This is a genomic window from Shimia sp. R9_3 (assembly GCF_017743755.1).
Taxonomy (GTDB): Bacteria; Pseudomonadota; Alphaproteobacteria; order Rhodobacterales; family Rhodobacteraceae; genus Shimia.
In genome coordinates, this window is sequence record NZ_JAGHRP010000007.1 from 40,096 (window position 1) to 57,784 (window position 17,689).

15 protein-coding genes and 1 pseudogene are annotated in these 17,689 nt (G+C 54.5%); 4 read left to right on the forward strand and 12 right to left on the reverse strand.

All coding sequences use genetic code 11. The annotated features are described in order from the left end of the window. Positions 1-4 precede the first annotated feature (4 nt). The 10 genes from J7412_RS16775 to ychF all read right to left on the reverse strand — a co-directional run bounded on the left by J7412_RS16775 (position 5) and on the right by ychF (position 12,238). Positions 5-835 (reverse strand): carbohydrate ABC transporter permease, encoded by an 831-nt coding sequence (locus J7412_RS16775; RefSeq protein ID WP_209079675.1) that lies wholly within the window; start codon positions 833-835, stop codon positions 5-7. A gap of 12 nt (positions 836-847) precedes the next feature. Beyond that, positions 848-1,726, reverse strand: coding sequence for a sugar ABC transporter permease (locus tag J7412_RS16780; protein WP_209079676.1), 879 nt, complete (start codon positions 1,724-1,726; stop codon positions 848-850). A 109-nt stretch (positions 1,727-1,835) separates the two neighbouring features. Then, positions 1,836-3,152 carry a sugar ABC transporter substrate-binding protein gene (locus J7412_RS16785; RefSeq protein WP_209079677.1) on the reverse strand — a complete coding sequence of 439 codons (1,317 nt, stop codon included), beginning with the start codon at positions 3,150-3,152 and terminating at the stop codon, positions 1,836-1,838. A 91-nt stretch (positions 3,153-3,243) separates the two neighbouring features. Further along, positions 3,244-4,269 (reverse strand): LacI family DNA-binding transcriptional regulator, encoded by a 1,026-nt coding sequence (locus tag J7412_RS16790; RefSeq protein WP_209079678.1) that lies wholly within the window; start codon positions 4,267-4,269, stop codon positions 3,244-3,246. 468 nt (positions 4,270-4,737) lie between these two features. After that, positions 4,738-5,433 (reverse strand): urea ABC transporter ATP-binding subunit UrtE, encoded by a 696-nt coding sequence (gene urtE, locus J7412_RS16795; protein WP_209079679.1) that lies wholly within the window; start codon positions 5,431-5,433, stop codon positions 4,738-4,740. A gap of 1 nt (position 5,434) precedes the next feature. Beyond that, complete coding sequence (gene urtD, locus J7412_RS16800) at positions 5,435-6,175, reverse strand: urea ABC transporter ATP-binding protein UrtD (protein ID WP_209079680.1); 741 nt, start codon at positions 6,173-6,175, stop codon at positions 5,435-5,437. Then, complete coding sequence (urtC, locus tag J7412_RS16805; protein ID WP_209079681.1) at positions 6,172-7,353, reverse strand: urea ABC transporter permease subunit UrtC; 1,182 nt, start codon at positions 7,351-7,353, stop codon at positions 6,172-6,174. The genes urtD and urtC overlap by 4 nt, the downstream gene beginning before the upstream one ends. A 3-nt stretch (positions 7,354-7,356) precedes the next feature. Further along, positions 7,357-9,324, reverse strand: coding sequence for an urea ABC transporter permease subunit UrtB (gene urtB / locus J7412_RS16810; protein ID WP_209079682.1), 1,968 nt, complete (start codon positions 9,322-9,324; stop codon positions 7,357-7,359). A 63-nt stretch (positions 9,325-9,387) separates the two neighbouring features. Beyond that, complete coding sequence (gene urtA, locus J7412_RS16815) at positions 9,388-10,668, reverse strand: urea ABC transporter substrate-binding protein (RefSeq protein WP_209065597.1); 1,281 nt, start codon at positions 10,666-10,668, stop codon at positions 9,388-9,390. A 472-nt stretch (positions 10,669-11,140) separates the two neighbouring features. Then, positions 11,141-12,238 (reverse strand): redox-regulated ATPase YchF, encoded by a 1,098-nt coding sequence (gene ychF / locus J7412_RS16820; protein ID WP_209079683.1) that lies wholly within the window; start codon positions 12,236-12,238, stop codon positions 11,141-11,143. A gap of 336 nt (positions 12,239-12,574) precedes the next feature. On the opposite strand from ychF, the gene J7412_RS16825 reads away from it, so the two are divergent. From J7412_RS16825 to J7412_RS22045, 4 genes and pseudogenes are all read left to right on the forward strand, one after another. After that, complete coding sequence (locus J7412_RS16825) at positions 12,575-13,060, forward strand: acyloxyacyl hydrolase (protein WP_209079684.1); 486 nt, start codon at positions 12,575-12,577, stop codon at positions 13,058-13,060. Between the two features lie 86 nt (positions 13,061-13,146). Then, entirely contained in the window at positions 13,147-13,938 is a 792-nt protein-coding gene (trpA, locus tag J7412_RS16830; RefSeq protein ID WP_209079685.1) for a tryptophan synthase subunit alpha, read from the forward strand. Between the two features lie 215 nt (positions 13,939-14,153). Continuing rightward, a pseudogene (locus J7412_RS21890) lies at positions 14,154-15,239 on the forward strand (trimethylamine methyltransferase family protein); the annotation flags it as partial. After that, on the forward strand, positions 15,194-15,679 hold the full coding sequence (locus J7412_RS22045) for a trimethylamine methyltransferase family protein (protein ID WP_348540508.1): 486 nt from the start codon (positions 15,194-15,196) through the stop codon (positions 15,677-15,679). The pseudogene J7412_RS21890 and the gene J7412_RS22045, both read left to right, overlap by 46 nt. 62 nt (positions 15,680-15,741) lie before the next feature. On the opposite strand, the gene J7412_RS16850 is transcribed toward J7412_RS22045, so the two are convergent. Further along, a complete protein-coding gene (locus J7412_RS16850) occupies positions 15,742-17,118 on the reverse strand; it encodes an ATP-binding protein (RefSeq protein ID WP_209079688.1) in 1,377 nt (458 codons plus the stop codon). Then, positions 17,118-17,663 carry a heme NO-binding domain-containing protein gene (locus tag J7412_RS16855; RefSeq protein WP_209079689.1) on the reverse strand — a complete coding sequence of 182 codons (546 nt, stop codon included), beginning with the start codon at positions 17,661-17,663 and terminating at the stop codon, positions 17,118-17,120. Before J7412_RS16855 ends, J7412_RS16850 begins: the two co-directional genes overlap by 1 nt. Positions 17,664-17,689 lie beyond the last annotated feature (26 nt).

Here is a 17,689-nt window from a genome sequence, read left to right on the forward strand (position 1 = left end):
TTCCTTATTTAACAGCGCCGAATGTGAGGCCGCGGACGAGTTGTTTCTGGCTGAACCAGCCAAGAATGAGGATGGGGGCGATGGCCATGGTGGACGCCGCGCTTAGCTTCGCAAAAAACAGACCTTCGGGGCTGGAATAACTCGCAATAAATGCCGTGAGCGGAGCTGCATTTGCTGCGGTGAGATTGAGGGTCCAGAAGGCTTCATTCCAAGCTAAGATAAAATTCAGGAGAAGGGTCGATGCGATGCCAGGCACAGCCATCGGTGTGAGCACATAGAGCAGTTCTTCTTTCAGCGTGGCACCGTCCATACGGGCCGCTTCCAGTATTTCACCAGGGATTTCCTTGAAATAGGTGTAGAGCATCCAGACAATGATCGGCAGATTGATCAGCATCAGCACGACCATAAGCCCGCCGCGAGTGTCCAAAAGGTTGAATTCCACAAAGATGAGCGAAATCGGATAAAGGACACCTACCGCTGGCAGCATCTTCGTAGACAGCATCCAGAGGAGGATATCCTTGGTGCGTCTGGAGGGCACGAACGCCATAGACCAGGCCGCGGGGATCGCGACCAGAATGCCCAGAATGGTAGAGCCGCCAGCGATAAACACTGAATTCCAAAGGAATTTCATGTAGTCAGAACGCTCTTGAACGATGGCATAGTTTTCCAGCGTCCAGTCGAATGTAAAGAACAGCGGCGGGTCGTTGATGGCTTGGGCTTCCGTTTTGAAACTTGTCAGAATTGTCCAATAGATCGGGAAGAAGATGATCAGCGCAACAGTCCAAGCGGCAGCTGTGGTGACGATCTTGCGTTGCGGTGTTGCAGAGCGTGCCATATTGCCTCCCTCTTAAGCGTCGAGATTTTTGCCGACGATGCGCATCAGGAAGATCGCAACGAGATTGGCAAGAATGATGGCGTAAACACCGCCGGCAGAGCCAAGGCCGATGTTTTGGCTGTCAATGACACGCTGAAAGATCAGATAGGTCAGCGTGCGGGTCCCAAAGGCGCCGCCAGTGGTGACAAAGATTTCCGCGAAGATAGACAGTAGGAAGATTGTCTGGATGAGGATCACAATCGTGATCGCTCGAGCCAGATGCGGCAGGATGATGTGCCAAAAGCGCTTCAAGGTTGGTGCGCCATCCATTTCGGCTGCTTCAAGCTGCTCCCGGTCCAACGATTGAATCGCGGTGAGTAAAATGAGCGTCGCGAAGGGCAGCCACTGCCACGAAACAATGAGGATGATAGAGCCAAGCGAAACATCTTGGAGCCACGCCACAGGCTCTGCTCCGAAGAACCGCCACAAATGCGCAAAAATGCCATTCACAGGGTCCATCAGCATGTTCTTCCATACCAGTGCGGAGACCGTTGGCATGACAAAGAAAGGCGCAATGACTAGAATGCGGACCACGCCTTGTCCCCAGATTGGCTGATCGAGCAGCAAGGCAAGCAATACGCCAAAGACAACTGTGATAAGCAGTACGCCGCCCACCATCACCAGCGTGGTTTGCACAGCAGGCCAGAACGAGCTTGATGAGAGAAACCGACCGTAGTTGGCAAAACCGACCCAATCCAACCCTCGTTGAATGCTATCGCCTCTCAAGGGCAGATATCTTGTAAAAGAGAACCACAGCGTCATGATCAAGGGCACAAGCATCCATCCCAGAAGCAGGACAACCGCTGGCGCCATCATCACGCGGGCAGCAGATCTGGAGGCTTTGGTGGACATTGGATGGACCTCTCCTATTGGCGATGATTTCGCCCGTGACACTAGCAAATGTTGGGGAGTTGATGAGAGAGATCAGGGGCAGCTGAGAGCTGCCACCTGAATAGGGAGCTTAGCGGTAACCCGCGGCTTCCATCGCATCGTTTGTGAGTGCCTGTGCTTTTTCAAGCGCGACGGCAATGCTCTGCTGTCCAGCATAAGCCGCAGAGAACTCTTGGCTCACTTCAGTCGCGATACCCGCAAACTCCGGGATTGCGGCAAATTGAATGCCAACGTATGGACTGGGATCTACCGTGGAGTCGTTCGGATCGGCAGACAGAATGGAATCCAGCGTCATCTTGGCAAAGGGTACCGACTGGTAGTTCGGGTTTTCATATAGGGATGTACGTGCACCAGGCGGCACATTCGCCCAACCTTCGTTGGCCGCAACCAATTCAATATAGCTCTTTGAGGTTGCCCATTCGATGAATTGTTTGGCTTCTGCTTGTTGTTGTGTACCAGCCGGAATGGCGAGCGCCCAAGCCCAGAGCCAGTTGGACCGTTTGCCGAGGCCCGTATCCGGTGCGAGCGCAAAACCCACACTGTCCGCAACGGTCGAGTCTTTTGGGTTCGTCACAAAGCTTGCGGCGACCGTCGCATCGATCCACATGCCGCACTTGCCTTGTTGAAACAACGACAGGTTTTCGTTGAAACCGTTGGTTGCGTAGCCAGTTGGGCCCGCCGCATCCATCATAGTTTTGTAAAAATTCAGCGTGTTGGCCCAAGCTTCAGTGTCGAACTGGGCATTCCAGTCTTCGTCAAACCAACGGGCACCAAAGGAATTGGACATTGCGGTGATGAACGCTCCGCCTTCGCCCCAGCCCGCTTTACCGCGCAGACAGATCCCGTTAATTTCGTTGTCCCGGTCGGTCATCGCAGCCGCGGCTTCAGCGATAAACTCCCAAGTTGGCGCTTCAGGCATGTCCAGCCCGGCTTTTTCTATCAGATCCGTGCGGTACATGATCATGGAGCTTTCGCCATAAAATGGTGCGGCATAGAGCGTACCGTTGTGGGAAAGACCGCCCGCCATCGCAGGCAGGATGTCGTCAACATCATATTCTTCAGAAAGATCATCCAGTGCGACAAGCCAACCGTTCTCGCCCCAAATCGGGGTCTCGTACATGCCGATTGTCATGATGTCGAAAGCCCCACCTTTGGTGGTGATATCCGTTGTTACGCGCTGACGCAGGACGTTTTCCTCGAGCGTCACCCACTCGACGTCGATACCGGTCGCTTTGGTGAATTCGTCTGTATAGCCCTGCATGCGGATCATATCGCCATTGTTGACGGTGGCGATCGTGATCGTTTTGGAGTGGCCGTCTGCGAAAGCGCCGCTTGCTGTGATCAGCGAAAGCGCGGTCGCAGCACAAAGTGTGCTTTTAAAGGACATCCGGTTTCCTCCCTGTTTGGATGTGGAAACAGGCTAGCTCTCAACACGACGCGGCGTCAATAAAAATTTTACGCGCGTAAATTTTGTACCATTAAGCTGAATCACGCAATATGAGCTGCCCTTCCAAACGCGTGCTTTTCCAAGGAGATAGTTGGCCTTCTATGGCCAAAAACAAAGCATTTGCAGCCGTTTGAGACACCGCATCATAGTTGTGAGAAATTGTGGTGAGCGGCGGGCAGGTATAGCGAGAATGGGGATGACCGTCCTGGCCTGCGACCCGAATCGCACAGTCCTGTCCCCTTCCGACACGCACGCCCTGCTCGTAACATGCGGTCAAAAGACCAATGGCAAGGCGGTCGTTGCTGCAAAGGATAGTGTTTGTCGAGAACCATTTGTTTTTGAGCGCTTCATGGCCTCCGAGCCGTCCAATCTCCTCAAAGCCCCACCCCTCACCGTCGACAGATACCACTTCGGGTGTATGGCCGAAGCTCTCCATAGCCGTGATATAGGCCTGGCGGCGACGGTGCGCATTTGGATTGGCTGGCGTCCTCATTTCAAAGAAACAGGGCGGCTCACCCGTCCGGCACAAATAATCTGTTATGTGCGTGGTGAATTGCACATTGTCTGATCCGACAAAGGAGAGCCCTATTTCCTCGACGCTGCTGTCAAAAATGAGCGTTGGGACCTCAGCGCAAAACGCCTCTAACGCTTTAGTGTCGGATGCCCGCCCCAGCGGTGCCAGCAAAACCCCCGCAGGTTTCAATGAGCGTAAGGTTTGCAGCACCTCAACTTCGAGCGCCGTATCGCCGTGCGAGCTGAACAATGTCGGGCGATAGCCAGCCGCAATGCAGCGCTGTTCAAGATTGCGCGCAATTTCGGCAAAATAGGGATCTGAAAGCAATGGCACCACGATCCCGATGTTCTTTGTGAGCTTACGGTTCTGGTTCATCGCATAGATATTCGGGCGATAATCAAACTGCTCTAGCGCCGCCTCAATTCGGGAGCGCGTACTTGCTCTGACACTTGTTGGGTCATTAAAGAACTTCGAAAGCGTCGGCCGAGAAATCCCGCTCATGCGGGCGAATTCTTCCATGTTTCGAATTTTCTCGCCCGCCATGAATTCCACTCCAAGTTCTTTGGCAGGTAAGATACAAAAATTTCCTGAGGCATCAAATTATTTTGCGCGCGGAAATTTTTAAATTACCAAGGTGAGCTGCTGTTCGCACTCACCAAAACCTGCGCCACTGGTCTTTAAAGGTTCTCAACGTCATCGCTTTTCCAGAACGAGTGGCATTTTTAATGGCATCTACCACGCGTAGACTCAGCAGACCTTCTTCTCCAGAAGCGAGCGGCGCCGCACGTTCTGCGATGACTTCGACAAAATGATCCCATCCGGTTTGCCGTCGGATATGAGCTCGGCCAAGCTAGGAAGCGATGGCTGTTAAATCAACAAAATCCGATCCTTCAAGCCTTGCCAGTCTCTAGCAAACATTCCCCAACGGCCCAGCACCGCAACGTCTAGCTCTCGATTTGGCAACCAACACTATCGCTGGTAATGCAGTAACTTTCTGACCTCGAACCTGCCTCAAACGGAAACACTGCTCAGCAATTTTTCGCGGTTCAACTCCTCTTTGGCACCTGAAAGCATCACCTCCCCGCGCCGCAGAACCACAAATTGATCCGCCAACCCATAGGCAAAATCGAAATATTGCTCCACTAGAACAATGGCCATTTCACCTTTGTCACGCAGGAGTTTGATCACTTCGCCAATCTGCTGAATGATATTGGGCTGAATACCCTCTGTCGGTTCGTCCAGCAGCAGGAGTTTGGGTTTTGTGATCAGTGCGCGTGCAATGGCAAGCTGCTGTTGTTGGCCGCCAGATAGATCCCCTCCACGGCGTCCCTGCATTTCCTTGAGCACCGGAAAGAGCTCAAACATCTCTTCCGAAACAGCCCTCTCCCCCTTCGGCAGACAGTTAAACCCGGTTTCCATATTCTCTCGCACTGTCAGCAGAGGAAATATCTCACGCCCCTGCGGAACGTATGCAACACCTTTATGCGCAAGAGCTTGCGCCGGTAGAGGTGGGAGGGCTTCACCATCCAGCGAGAGCGCTCCACCAGAACGCAGATGAGTGCCAGAGATGGCTTTGATCAAACTGGTTTTTCCCACGCCATTGGTGCCCATAACACAGGTCACCTCACCCTTTTGAGCCTCCATGGAAATCCCGTTCAGGATCTGAGAGTGGCCATAGTGCAGAGTGATATCTTTAAGTGTCAGCATCTTAACGCTCCAGATAGACGTCGATCACGTTTTGATCGGAGGTCACATGGTCAAGGCTGCCCTCAGCCAGAACAGCGCCTTCATGCAAAACCGTCACTTTGCAATTGAGACGGCGGACAAATTCCATGTCATGCTCAACAACCACAACCGCTCGGGTCTTAGCGGCTTCCACCAAGATATCGGTGGTGTGCTCACGCTCTGCAGGCGTCATCCCTGCAGCCGGCTCATCAACCAGCAACAAGCTTGGATCTTGCGCAAGCAACATACCGATTTCCAGCCATTGTTTTTGCCCATGACTCAATTCGCCAGAAGTCCGCGTCAGCTGATCACGCAGGCCGATTTCCTCTGCCAGTGCATCGACTTTGGCGAGATCAGCGTCGCTCGGTCGATAGGTGAGCACTGAAAACCAGCCCCGGGGCTTTTTAAGCGCCATCAGCAGGTTTTCCTGCACCGTCTGTTCCTCAAAAACCGTGGGTTTTTGAAATTTGCGCCCAATGCCTTCCTGTGCGATCCGGGCTTCATTCATGCCAAGAAGGCTCATCGACTTTTCTCCCCAGATCACCCGACCTTCATCCGGTCTGGTTTTGCCGGTCACGATGTCCATGAACGTGGTTTTGCCCGCGCCATTGGGGCCAATCACCGCGCGCATTTCAGCCTCGCCAATCTGGAACGACAGATTATTGATTGCGCGAAAGCCATCAAAGGTAACCGAGACGCCGGAAACTTCAAGAAGTGTGCTCATTGGTTTGCCTCCTTTGCGGCGCGGCGCTCAGTAACGATGTCAAAAAGGCCGCCAATGCCTTTGGGTGCAAATAGCGTCACGAGAACAAAAGAGAGACCCAGCAAAACCAGCCACCAATCGACCCATTTGATGGTGTAAAACCCAAGGTTAATGTCCGGAGCTTGCCCGCCAGTGAACCATGTGGACAGCAGGCTCACAAAAGCCGCACCAATGACAGCGCCATAGAGCCGTCCACGTCCGCCGATAGCGACCCAAACCGCAAGATAGATCGAAGCGATTGGTGCAATTTCTGCAGGGTTAATGATGCCTGCTTGCGGATAATACAGCGCGCCCGCGACTGCTGCGATGCAGGCCGTAAGCGTGAAAATCACCAGCTTGTAGGTTTCCACAGAGTACCCAAGGAATCGCGCACGGGCTTCGTTGTCGCGGATACCGCGAATGACAGATCCAAATTTTCCGCTTACCAGCCAAGCACACAACACGTAGCCTGCCCCCAAAGCTGCCGCAGATGCCCAGAAAAACCATAGCGACACATGGTCTTGTGAGGCGGTCACACCGGGCAGGTTTTGCAATCCGGAAAGACCATTATTGCCACGCAGGCCGCTGTCGTTTTGAAACAGATAGAGCGCAAGTGCGAGTGTCATGGCCTGGGTCAGGATCGACAGATACACCCCTGTCACCCGGCTGCGGAATGCCAACCAACCAAAGATCAACGCGAGCACGCCCGGCACCAGCAGCACAAGTATCAGCTGGATCGTAAGGCTGTCTGCAAAAGCCCAGATCAAAGGGAACTCGCTGGACCCGACAACGCCGAAAATCTGGTTGCCGATGGCATCGATAACTTCGCCGTCTGTGGGAGGGATTTCGGTGCTAGTGAGGCTGTCGACCACAATCAAACGGGTCCGCTCATACATCAGCCACATACCAATCATATAGCCGCCGAGGCCAAAGAAAGCGAAATGTCCGAGACTGAGAATACCTGTGTACCCCCAGATCAAATCCATCGCGAGGGCGATGAGGCACAGGCAAAGCGTCTTGCCCAGCGTCTTGATGAAGCTGGTGGAGATGCCCCCCACTCCAAAACCCTCAGACATCACAGTCACAAGCAGCGTGAACAGCGCCAGGATCGACAGGAAAATCAGAACGGATGGGTTTTTGGCAATGAAACTACGCTGCATGGTTTAGTCCCCCGCCGCGCGACCTTTGAGGGCGATGATGCCCCGTGGCCGGAATTGGATAAAGATGATGATAAAGATGATCATGTAAGTCTGCGCGGCGAGCGTGTTGGATGGGTTCATCCACTCGATGCCCTTTTGCAGGAAGCCAATCATGGTTGCGCCAGCAAGTGTGCCCCAGATGTTGCCCACACCGCCCACAACGACAGTCATAAAGCTTTGCACGATATAGTCGCTGCCGAGCTCTGAGGTCACTTTGGCAAACAGGCCGATGGCGACGCCAGCGATACCTGCGATGCCGGAACCCAGCCCAAAGGTGAGCATGTTCACGCGATCCGGATTGATGCCCATTGAGGCCGCCATACGCGGGTTTTGGGTCACCGCACGGGTCTCAAGCCCCAAGCGCGTGCGTTTCATGATGTAGAGGAAGGCCGCAAAGAAGATCAGGGCGAGGATGAAAATCGCAATCCGGATATAGGAGATCGACACCACATCGTTCATGACCCAAGCACCGTCCAGCCAGCCCGGTGCCGTAAGTGGACGTGCCTGAGTGCCGAAGATGTTCTTTGCAAGCTGCTGAAGGGCAATGGAAATACCAAATGTGGCCAGCAAGGTCTCCAGCGGGCGAGCCTGCAGCCAACGAATTACCAGTCTCTCCATGGCAACACCTGCGGCAAAGGTCACCGCAAAGGCCGTTGGGATCGCTACGATGATAGAAGCCGTATGATCGGGAATGATCTGCTGCACTACGTAACCGGTGTAGGCGCCCATCATAATGAATTCACCATGCGCCATGTTGATCACGCCCATCACACCGAATGTGATGGCGAGCCCAATGGCTGCGAGGAAGTAGATCGATGCGAGTGACACCGCATCCAGCGTCAAATCGAGCGTCTGGTTGAGGCCCACCTTCAGCTCTATGTCGTTCAGTGCTTCCGTGGCGGCATCGGTCACTGCCTTGGACGGTTCCAGATAGACATCAAAGAAAGTGTGCGCGGCAAGTGCTGCCTCAATTGCGGTGTCAGTGGCAAAGGCGGGCACGGTGCCTACCTCTGCGAGCGCATTGTAAGCCGCGAGACGGTTGGCATCGGTGTTGAGCTGCGCCACCGGCACACCGCCAACGCGCGCGCCGTCGATATGGGCGGCAAGCTGGGTGCGGATGTCATCCTTGCTGATGCGTGCGGGCGCGAGGCCTTTGGCGACAAGCATGTCATAGGCAGCGAGGCGATCAAACTCCCCCTGCCCCGGTCTCAGAAGCGCAGCGATGTTCGCGCCCTCTGGCGCAGCACCTACAACCACATCGCGCTTGGTTGTGAGCAGCGGATTGAGCGTTGCGCGCACATCCACGCCCAGATCACCCGACATATCGGAAATGGCGGCCAAACGCGCGGTCTCGTCTTCATCATAGCCAATGGTCAGCAACCGTTCGAGACGTTGCTTCTGTGCCTTAAGCCCAGCGTCCGTTTCCCCTTCAATCGAGGCGCGCAGCGGCGCAAGCAAACTGGCTTCTGGATCGCGCTCGATCGACAGGAGTGCCGCGCGGCGAGCCTCAATATCGGGATCGCTCAGCTGGAACTGCACCAATGCCGTGCCGATCAGCGCGCGAATGCCGCTATTAGGCTTAAGCTGTTTGAGGTCCGACTTGAGAAATTCACCGAGCAGCTCGCCGCTGTCAAAATCCGTCAGCGCGTAGGTCTTGCTATCAATTTTCTCACCAATAAAAAACAGGCCGTCGGATTTACGCTGCCACATATTTTTGGCGGCCCAAACCTCAAGTACGGACTGTGCCTGCGGCAAACCAGAGCTGGCCACAGCATCAATTGCCGGGCTAATGGTCTTGCGCGAGCTCTTCACAATAAGCGCCTGATGCTCTTGTAGTATAGGCTGGATCAAGGCGTCCTGCGCCTGCCCCAAGCCGGGCGAAATCAGGCAAGCGGCCAAGAAGGCAAGGCCCGCCAAAAAAAATTGTCTCATGTGAGGAAGTCCGCGCGAGTGGTTAAGGGGGCGCAGGTCATCGCGCCCCCAAAAGGTCAAACCTTAGTAGTTGGACAGCGTCTGAACGCAGGTTTTGGTTTCGGTGTTGTACATACCGCAATCCAGCTCTTTCCAGTCAGACACCAGAACTGCGGATTCTGGCAGGAAGTCTGTCCACGCATCGCCCGGCACTTCTGCGGTCTGGGAAATGATGTCAAACTGACCGTCTTCCTGAATTTCACCAATCAGAACCGGCTTCGCCAGGTGGTGGTTGGGCAGCATCACAGCGGTGCCGCCGGTCAGGTTCGGGAATTCTTGACCATACATTTCCGCGCGCACAGCATCCACTTCGGTAGAACCTGCTTCAGTTGCCGCATTCACCCACATGTTAAAGCCGATGTAGTGAGCTTCCATTGGATCGTTGGTCACGCGTTCTTCGCCCATGGTGGCTTTCCAGGTTTCCACGAACTCCGCGTTCACTTCAGAGTCAGCGGACTGGAAGTAGTTCCACGCCGCGAGATGGCCCACGAGGTTGGAGGTGTCCAGACCCGCCAGCTCTTCTTCGCCAACGGAGAAGGCCACAACAGGGATGTCATCGGCAGAAATGCCAGCAGCTGCCAGCTCCTTGTAGAAGCCGATGTTCGCATCGCCATTGATGGTAGAAATCACGCCGACTTTCTTGCCGTCCGCACCCAGCGCAACGACGTCTGCCACAATTTTGGACCAGTCAGAGTGACCAAAAGGAGTGTAGTTCACGAAGATGTCGTCGTCCGCGATCCCTTTGTCTTTCAAGTAGGATTCAAGGATGTTGTTCGTAGTGCGTGGATACACATAGTCGGTGCCCAAGAGCGCGAACTTTTCAACGCCCAGTTCTTCGAGGAAGTAATCGGTTGCCGGGATCGCCTGCTGGTTTGGAGCTGCGCCGGTATAGAAGACGTTTTTGGAGCTTTCTTCGCCCTCATATTGGACCGGGTAGAACAGAAGGCCATTCAGCTCTTCGATCACTGGGAGCACGGATTTGCGAGACACGGACGTCCAGTTGCCAAAGATCACGTCAACTTCGTGCACGGTCAGCAGTTCGCGGGCTTTTTCCGCAAACAGCGGCCAATCAGACGCAGGGTCCACCACGACCGCTTCCAGCTGTTTGCCCAGCAGACCGCCTTTAGCGTTTTGCTGATCAATCAGCATCAACATGGTGTCTTTCAGGGTGGTTTCAGAGATCGCCATGGTGCCAGACAGCGAGTGCAGCACGCCAACTTTGATGGTGTCTTCCGCCGCCATCGCCGCACCTGCGAGCGAAGCAAAAACCAGAGATCCGGCGAGCGTGGATTTCAGAAAGGTCATAAATTTCTCCCTGCGGGGATGGCGCAGAAACGCTTGCGCCCAAGCGCGCGTTTCCATTACCTGATCCCGCAACTTTTGTTGCATCCGTGTGGCGGCTTTACCGAGGTCCAATTCGTGGGCCGTCACACACCCTCCGCTTTCTTAAGACATCCCGTCCTGCGGTTGGCGACATCACCCTTTGACACGCGCGGCGTGTTGGCAATTTTCACGCGGGTGAGAGACAAAAAATCCAGTGACACTGATCAATAATTGAACAAATTTCCCCAGAAAGCACAAAAAATAATCGCGCCAAGTGGCGCGCCGCACATCTTATGCGTGTTTTAACAGCATAACTGACGTAAGGACGCTAATTCTTCATCACTCCCGGTCAATCTCCACTCGAACCTCAGGCAGGTTAATAAATCGTCCATCCACAAAAAAAGGCCCGCAGAAATCTACGGGCCAATCTTCGTACTGAATGGGGCGGTCGCAATCAGGTGTTAAACAGAAAGTGCATGACGTCTCCGTCTTTCACTTCATAGCCTTTGCCCTCGGCCCGCATTTTGCCAGCCTCCTTGGCGCCACTTTCACCGTCGCAGTTGATATAATCCTCGTACGCGATGGTTTCCGCGCGAATGAATCCCTTTTCAAAATCACCATGGATCACCCCGGCCGCCTGCGGTGCCATGGTGCCTCGGCGAATGGTCCAGGCGCGCGCCTCTTTGGGCCCGACTGTGAAATAGGTTTCCAGCTGCAAGAGTTCGTAGCCAGCACGAATGAGACGGTCCAGACCGGCCTCCTCCAGCCCCATCTCCTCAAGGAACATAGCCGCTTCTTCGTCTTCAAGCTGGCTGATCTCTTCTTCGATCTGCGCAGAAATGATGACATGGCTGTTGCCTTGCTTGGCAGCCATTTCCGCCACAGCGGCAGAATGCGCATTGCCTTCAGCGGCCTCGCTTTCACCCACGTTGCAGACATAAAGGATTGGCTTGGTGGTCAGCAGCTGCAGCATTTTCCAGGCTTTGAGATCGTCTTCATCGACCTCAACCACGCGCGCGGGCTGGCTGTTTTCCAGCGCTTCCTGTGCCATTTGCAGCAGTCGGTCCTGCTGCTGAGCCTCTTTGTCATTGCCCTTTAGCTTGCGCACCAGATTGGCGCGGCGTTTTTCAATGCTTTCCAGATCGGCCAGCATCAGCTCGGTTTCGATGGTTTCCGCGTCCGCCACCGGATCCACACGGCCATCCACGTGAGTCACATCGCCATCCTCAAAACAGCGCAGCACATGGGCAATCGCGTCGGTTTCGCGAATGTTGGCCAAAAACTGGTTGCCAAGGCCTTCCCCCTTGGAGGCGCCTTTCACCAGGCCAGCAATGTCCACAAAAGTCATGCGGGTCGGGATAATCTGTTTGGATTGCGCAATGGCTGCCAGTTTATCAAGGCGCGCATCCGGCACGCCCACTTCGCCCACATTGGGCTCGATGGTGCAGAACGGAAAGTTTGCCGCCTGCGCAGCTGCGGTTTTGGTCAGCGCGTTAAAGAGCGTGGATTTGCCAACATTCGGCAATCCGACGATGCCCATTTTGAAACCCATGTCCGGTCTCCTGTCTCTTGTTTGTGCTGCTCATAGGCAGAGTCCAGCGGTGACGCAAGCCACGTGACATATCAGCCCTTCAAAATAACGACTTCTGGACAAAAATGGCGCGCTTTCAACAGGCGCTTCAGAAGCCTTCTTTTCGAGCTTACGGCCCGCAGCGACATCAAGTGAACTGATGCTTCCGCTTAGAAATGAGACACTTAGCTAATAGGCATCACACAACTTCAAGTCCACGTGATGCGGTGCGTTTTCAATTTGACCTCTGAGATGAATTCTCGCAGAGGTGACCTTGGGGAAGACAGGAGGCGACTCTCTAGACGGAAAGACACGCACATGAAACTTCTGGCACCAATAGCCGCTGCAATTTTAGTCGCCACTCCAGTGGCTTCGCAGCAACTTGTCGTTGGATTGGGATACGCAGATTTCTCCGACGGCGCCGCGAACGATACGGTCGAGCTTGATATTGAATATCACTTTGACCCGTTTAGAGATTTCGGCCGATGGACACTTGCCGCCGGCGGCGTTTTGACGGTGGATCAAGAGGGTGACGCATTTCTAGGGGCTGGTATTTCCAGCGTCTATGACTTCAACGAAAAGTGGTTCGCTGAATTCAGCTTTATGCCTGGCCTGTACACCGATGGCGACCGACGCAATGACCTCGGCAATACCTTAGAATTCCGCAGCTTGCTTGCAGTTGGACGCAAGGTTACTGACACAGCCGCTATCTCACTTGCGCTTCAGCACAAATCCAATGGCGGCCTTGGGGATGACAATCCCGGTGTGAATACGCTGAGCTTGCGTTACCACTATAATTTTTAGGGCGACCTTGCGAACGGTCTTGCGTGGGATTGATTTCCCACGCACCTTCCGGCACATGAAGGTGACCGAAAAACAAGGATCCGCCGATGACTCGTATCGACGCCAAATTCGCTGAACTGAATGCCGCAGGCAAAAAGGCCTTTGTGGCCTATGTGATGGCTGGAGACCCAGACTACGGTGCCTCTTTGGAAATCGTGAAAGGGCTACCGGGCGCTGGTGTTGACATCATTGAGCTGGGCCTGCCCTTCACGGATCCTATGGCAGACGGGCCAACCATTCAGTTGGCAGGTCAGCGCGCGCTTGATGGCGGCATGACACTCCAGAAGACGCTCGATCTGGCGGCTGAGTTTCGCAGGACCGATGACACCACGCCGATCGTATTGATGGGTTACTACAACCCTATTTATTCTCGCGGCGTTGAGGCGTTTCTCACAGATGCCAAAGCTGCGGGGATTGACGGGCTGATCGTCGTTGACTTGCCGCCTGAAGAAGACAGTGAGCTTTGCATTCCCGCACAGGCAGCAGGGATGAACTTCATCCGGCTCGCAACCCCGACGACAGACGATAAACGTCTCCCTAAAGTCCTGCAAAACACATCCGGATTTGTGTATTATGTTTCCATTACCGGCATAACGGGCGCCGCAGAAGCAGAGGCCACCGATGTGGGCCCCGAGGTGACGCGCATCAAAGCCAGCACAGATCTTCCCGTCATCGTTGGCTTTGGTATCAACACGCCAAAAAAAGCACAGAATATCGCCTCGGTGGCAGATGGTGCTGTGGTTGGCTCGGCCATTGTCAGCCAAATTGGCGCAGGCAAATCCACAACCGAAGTGCTGGAGTTTGTAAAATCTCTGGCGGATGGGGCGCATCGCGCTTAACCCACCCTTCCAGGCCGCAAATCTTCAGGCCTCAATTGACGCAACAAAAATCTTTGAGGGGCCTAAGCCCCCGCTATTCTGGCTTTGCTCAAGTCGGCAGGCAGTGAGCTAAATCGGTGTGTGCCCTAACGGTCTTGGCTCTACAGACCTGAAGGAGGAACACAGGCCGGTCGACCAAAACACACCCCCCAAAAACGCGCAAGCGCCGCGGCCGCAAGTCCCCGCCAATCAGCAGGGCCTCTGCGGATGCCTTCAGTTTGGAGCACACCATCGGGTCTCGCGCGGGTTTTGGTTTTCTCGACAACGATCGCATGGAGACGCTGAAAGAGCGGGTTCTTGATCTCCTCTCAGAATACGGCGTCATGATTGTGCATCCGCTGGCACGAGAGACCCTTGTGAAAGCTGGCGCGCGAGAAGGTCGCGAAGTCGGGCGCCTGCGAATGCCGCGCGAAATGGTGCAAGAAGCTTTGGCTGCGACACCAAAATCCTGTCGCGTTGCGGGCAAGGACAGATCGTTTGATCTCACTGTGCCGCGCTTGGATCAGGGTTTCATTCTACGTACTGGCACGGGAGCCCACGGGTATGTCGATCCACGCGACGCGAGCTATCGCAATATGGATCTCACCGCAGTTCAAGAAATCACAGCAGTGGCCAACACTTTCAATCAGGTTGGATTTATTGCCCACCCCTTTGTGCATGGCGTTCCAGAGGTCACAGCGGACATTCACTCTTATGCAACCATCACTGCCCGCACCCAAAAGCACGTTTGGATGCAACCTTACCAGAAGGAAAATATCGACTACCTGCTGAAGATCGCTGCGATTGCGGCAGGTGTAGAAGAAGCGCTGCGCGCCAACCCGTCAACCAGCACGATCACCTGTTCATTCTCGCCACTTGAGTTCATGTAAATGGACACGGAGGTGATTATAGCTTGCGGCAGATATGGTGTGCCCGTTCACGCCTGCTCGCTGCCAAGTGCTGGCGGTACTGCGCCCCTTTCCCCGGCGGCGCTGGCCGTTATGGCAGTTGCGGAAGTTGTCGGCATGATCACCATGGCACATGTGCTTTCACCCGGCCAGCCAATCATTGCAACCCCGCTAATGTTTGCGCTTGATATGCGCACCGGAGGCGCCCTGCAATCTTCTGTGGAAGCGATGCAAGCAGCATCTCTGTCAATCCAACTCGTAAAGTATGGCTTCGGATTGATGGCGCACACCTATGGCTCAGGGTCCGACACACCAGATTCAGACCACCAATCCATGGCGGAGCGGGCCATGTTGATGCAAACCGTAGCCCTGTCCGGCGCAGACATCTTGGGGGGTTCGGTCAGCTTGAGTGCGCTACCGTATTTTGCCCAGTTCAGGCGGTGCTGGACAATGAAATCGGCGCGATGGCACGACGCCTGTTGCGTGTTCCAGACATCTCGGATGCCGCGCTGAATTTTGATGAGATGCTGAAGGTCCCTGTTGGTGGGCATTTTCTAGATAGCGACCATACGGTTTCGGGCTGCAGAGAACAGTTTACCCCTGAGGTGTTCCAGCGCATTGGCCGCGACGACTACGAAGCTGGCGATCGTAAGGCAGCCTTTGAGTTCGCTCGCGACAAAGCCCTTTCCGCGATAGAAAATGCCCCCGAAGCGCCACTGTTGTCGCGCGATCAAATGACAGAGATCAGCGAGCTAATACAGATGGCGGACAAGCATATCGTCGAAGTTTATTCTGGTAAGGTTGAGACCATCTAGGCGGCTCTCTTGCCCCAAGCCGCTCCCCTACGCTAACGCGACGCCCGTGATCCAGCGGGTGATTAATCAAACCCGCGCTGGCACTTTGCGAGTGCGGTTTTCATGGCGCCAACAAGTTTGTCCCGGCTAATGGGCTTGGGCACATGCCCCATCATGCCGCCATTGAGGTAGCCGGCCACCTGATGCACCATTGCATTGGCACTGACAGCGATGATCGGGATGGGCTCAAGCATGTTTTCATGCTCCAGTTCCCGTATTCGCCGCGTCGCCTCCATGCCATCCATTACCGGCATGTCGATGTCCATTAAGATCATATCATACCGCCCGCGCTGCCATTCCTGCACGGCTTTTTCTCCGTCGTCGACAATAGTGAGTTTGGGTGGACCTGCCTTTTTGAGCATGTGTTTTAGAACTATTTGATTGGTGCGATTGTCCTCAGCCGCAAGTATGCGAAGCCCTGCCAAGCTGGCAGCTTGATCGCCTTCTGCGATGTGACCGGGCGCGTCGCCCTGTGACAGAGCTTTCTCAACAAGAAGATTCGCCTGAAACTCCGCTCCCGCGCCCTCCTCGCTTCGCAACTTGATGGACCCACCAGTCAGCTCGCAAATATGCCGGGATATCGCGAGACCCAGACCGGTCCCACCATGCATGCGCGTTATGCTTGCATTGGCTTGGCTGAACCTCTGAAACAGTCTCGGCTGTTGCGATCTTGAAATGCCCCGCCCAGTGTCCTTGACCCGCAGAACCAGAACAGATCCTCCAGCCAAAGTCTCTCGCAGATCTATATGCAACGACACACTCCCAATGTCCGTAAACTTAATAGCGTTTGACAGAAGGTTGCCTGCCACCTGCTGAAGCCGCATTGGGTCTGCACGTATTGTCGCATGGGCCGCTTCAGACAGGCTGACATGAAAGGCCAAACCCTTCTCCTCAGCGCGCAACCGGAAGTGCTGCAGCATCGCGTCACTGAGCTGTCTCAAGTCATAGGGAATTGCCTCGAACTCCAGCTTGCCCGCTTCTATCTTTGAAATGTCGAGAACATCATTGATCAGAGATAAGAGCAGTCCTCCACTGTCATGAAGGACCTGCACCAACTGCCCTTGATCTTCCGACAATCCACTGTCCCGAAGGGCCTGTGCCATACCCAAGATCCCATTGAGCGGTGTGCGAATTTCGTGGCTCATGGTGGCCAAAAAGACGGACTTGGCCTCGTTCGCCGATTCCGCAACGACGCGCGCTTCTTCCAGCTCCTGGGTCCGCTCCTTAACGGCGACCTCCAAGGTATCTAGGAGCTTCTGTAACCTTTGGTTTGCCTCATAGAGTTCACGACTTTTTGCCTCAAGAAGATGCTCAGCCTCCTCTCGCGCACGCATCTGTCGATTGTACCTGCGGCGCGATACTGTTTCGGTTGGCGCCGCAAGGTCTTCGCGTAAAAACATCACGCGGCTTTCTGCAGTGTGAATTCTGCTGTAAAGCGCCCGTCCTGCGAGCGATCCACCATTTGAAGATCAACTTCCTGCTGGAAATGCTCCATGCAGGATTGGATCATCCCCTTGCAGAAATGGTGGAGCGGACGCTCACTGTCGTAGACCATTTTGAACTGATCCGCCGAAAGTCGCTCCGTGGTAAAACTTGGCAGCTCGACTTCCGGGTAGAGCTTGCGCACCTCCACATGGACCTCATTTTCGATGGACTCCAGCATGTCGAACCCGTCAGTCTTACCCTCAAAGAACACTGGATAGCTTTCCACAAAGCGGGCAAACATCCACTGGCCAAATTGCTCATGCAAATCCTCTACAGGTACCTTAACCCGAGCGCCGATCGCCTCGACAATTGTAAGCAGTTCTCGGCAGGGGTAGTTTCCCACAACGCTGAATGCGCCATCGGTTTCCAATTCTGTTTCATCGAGAATTTCATCCACGACATCCTCCCCTAGGGCGGATTCAGCCATTCGAACCAATTCAACAAACACAATGCCTTTCATGGCAACCTCCGCGAAACTCAAAACCA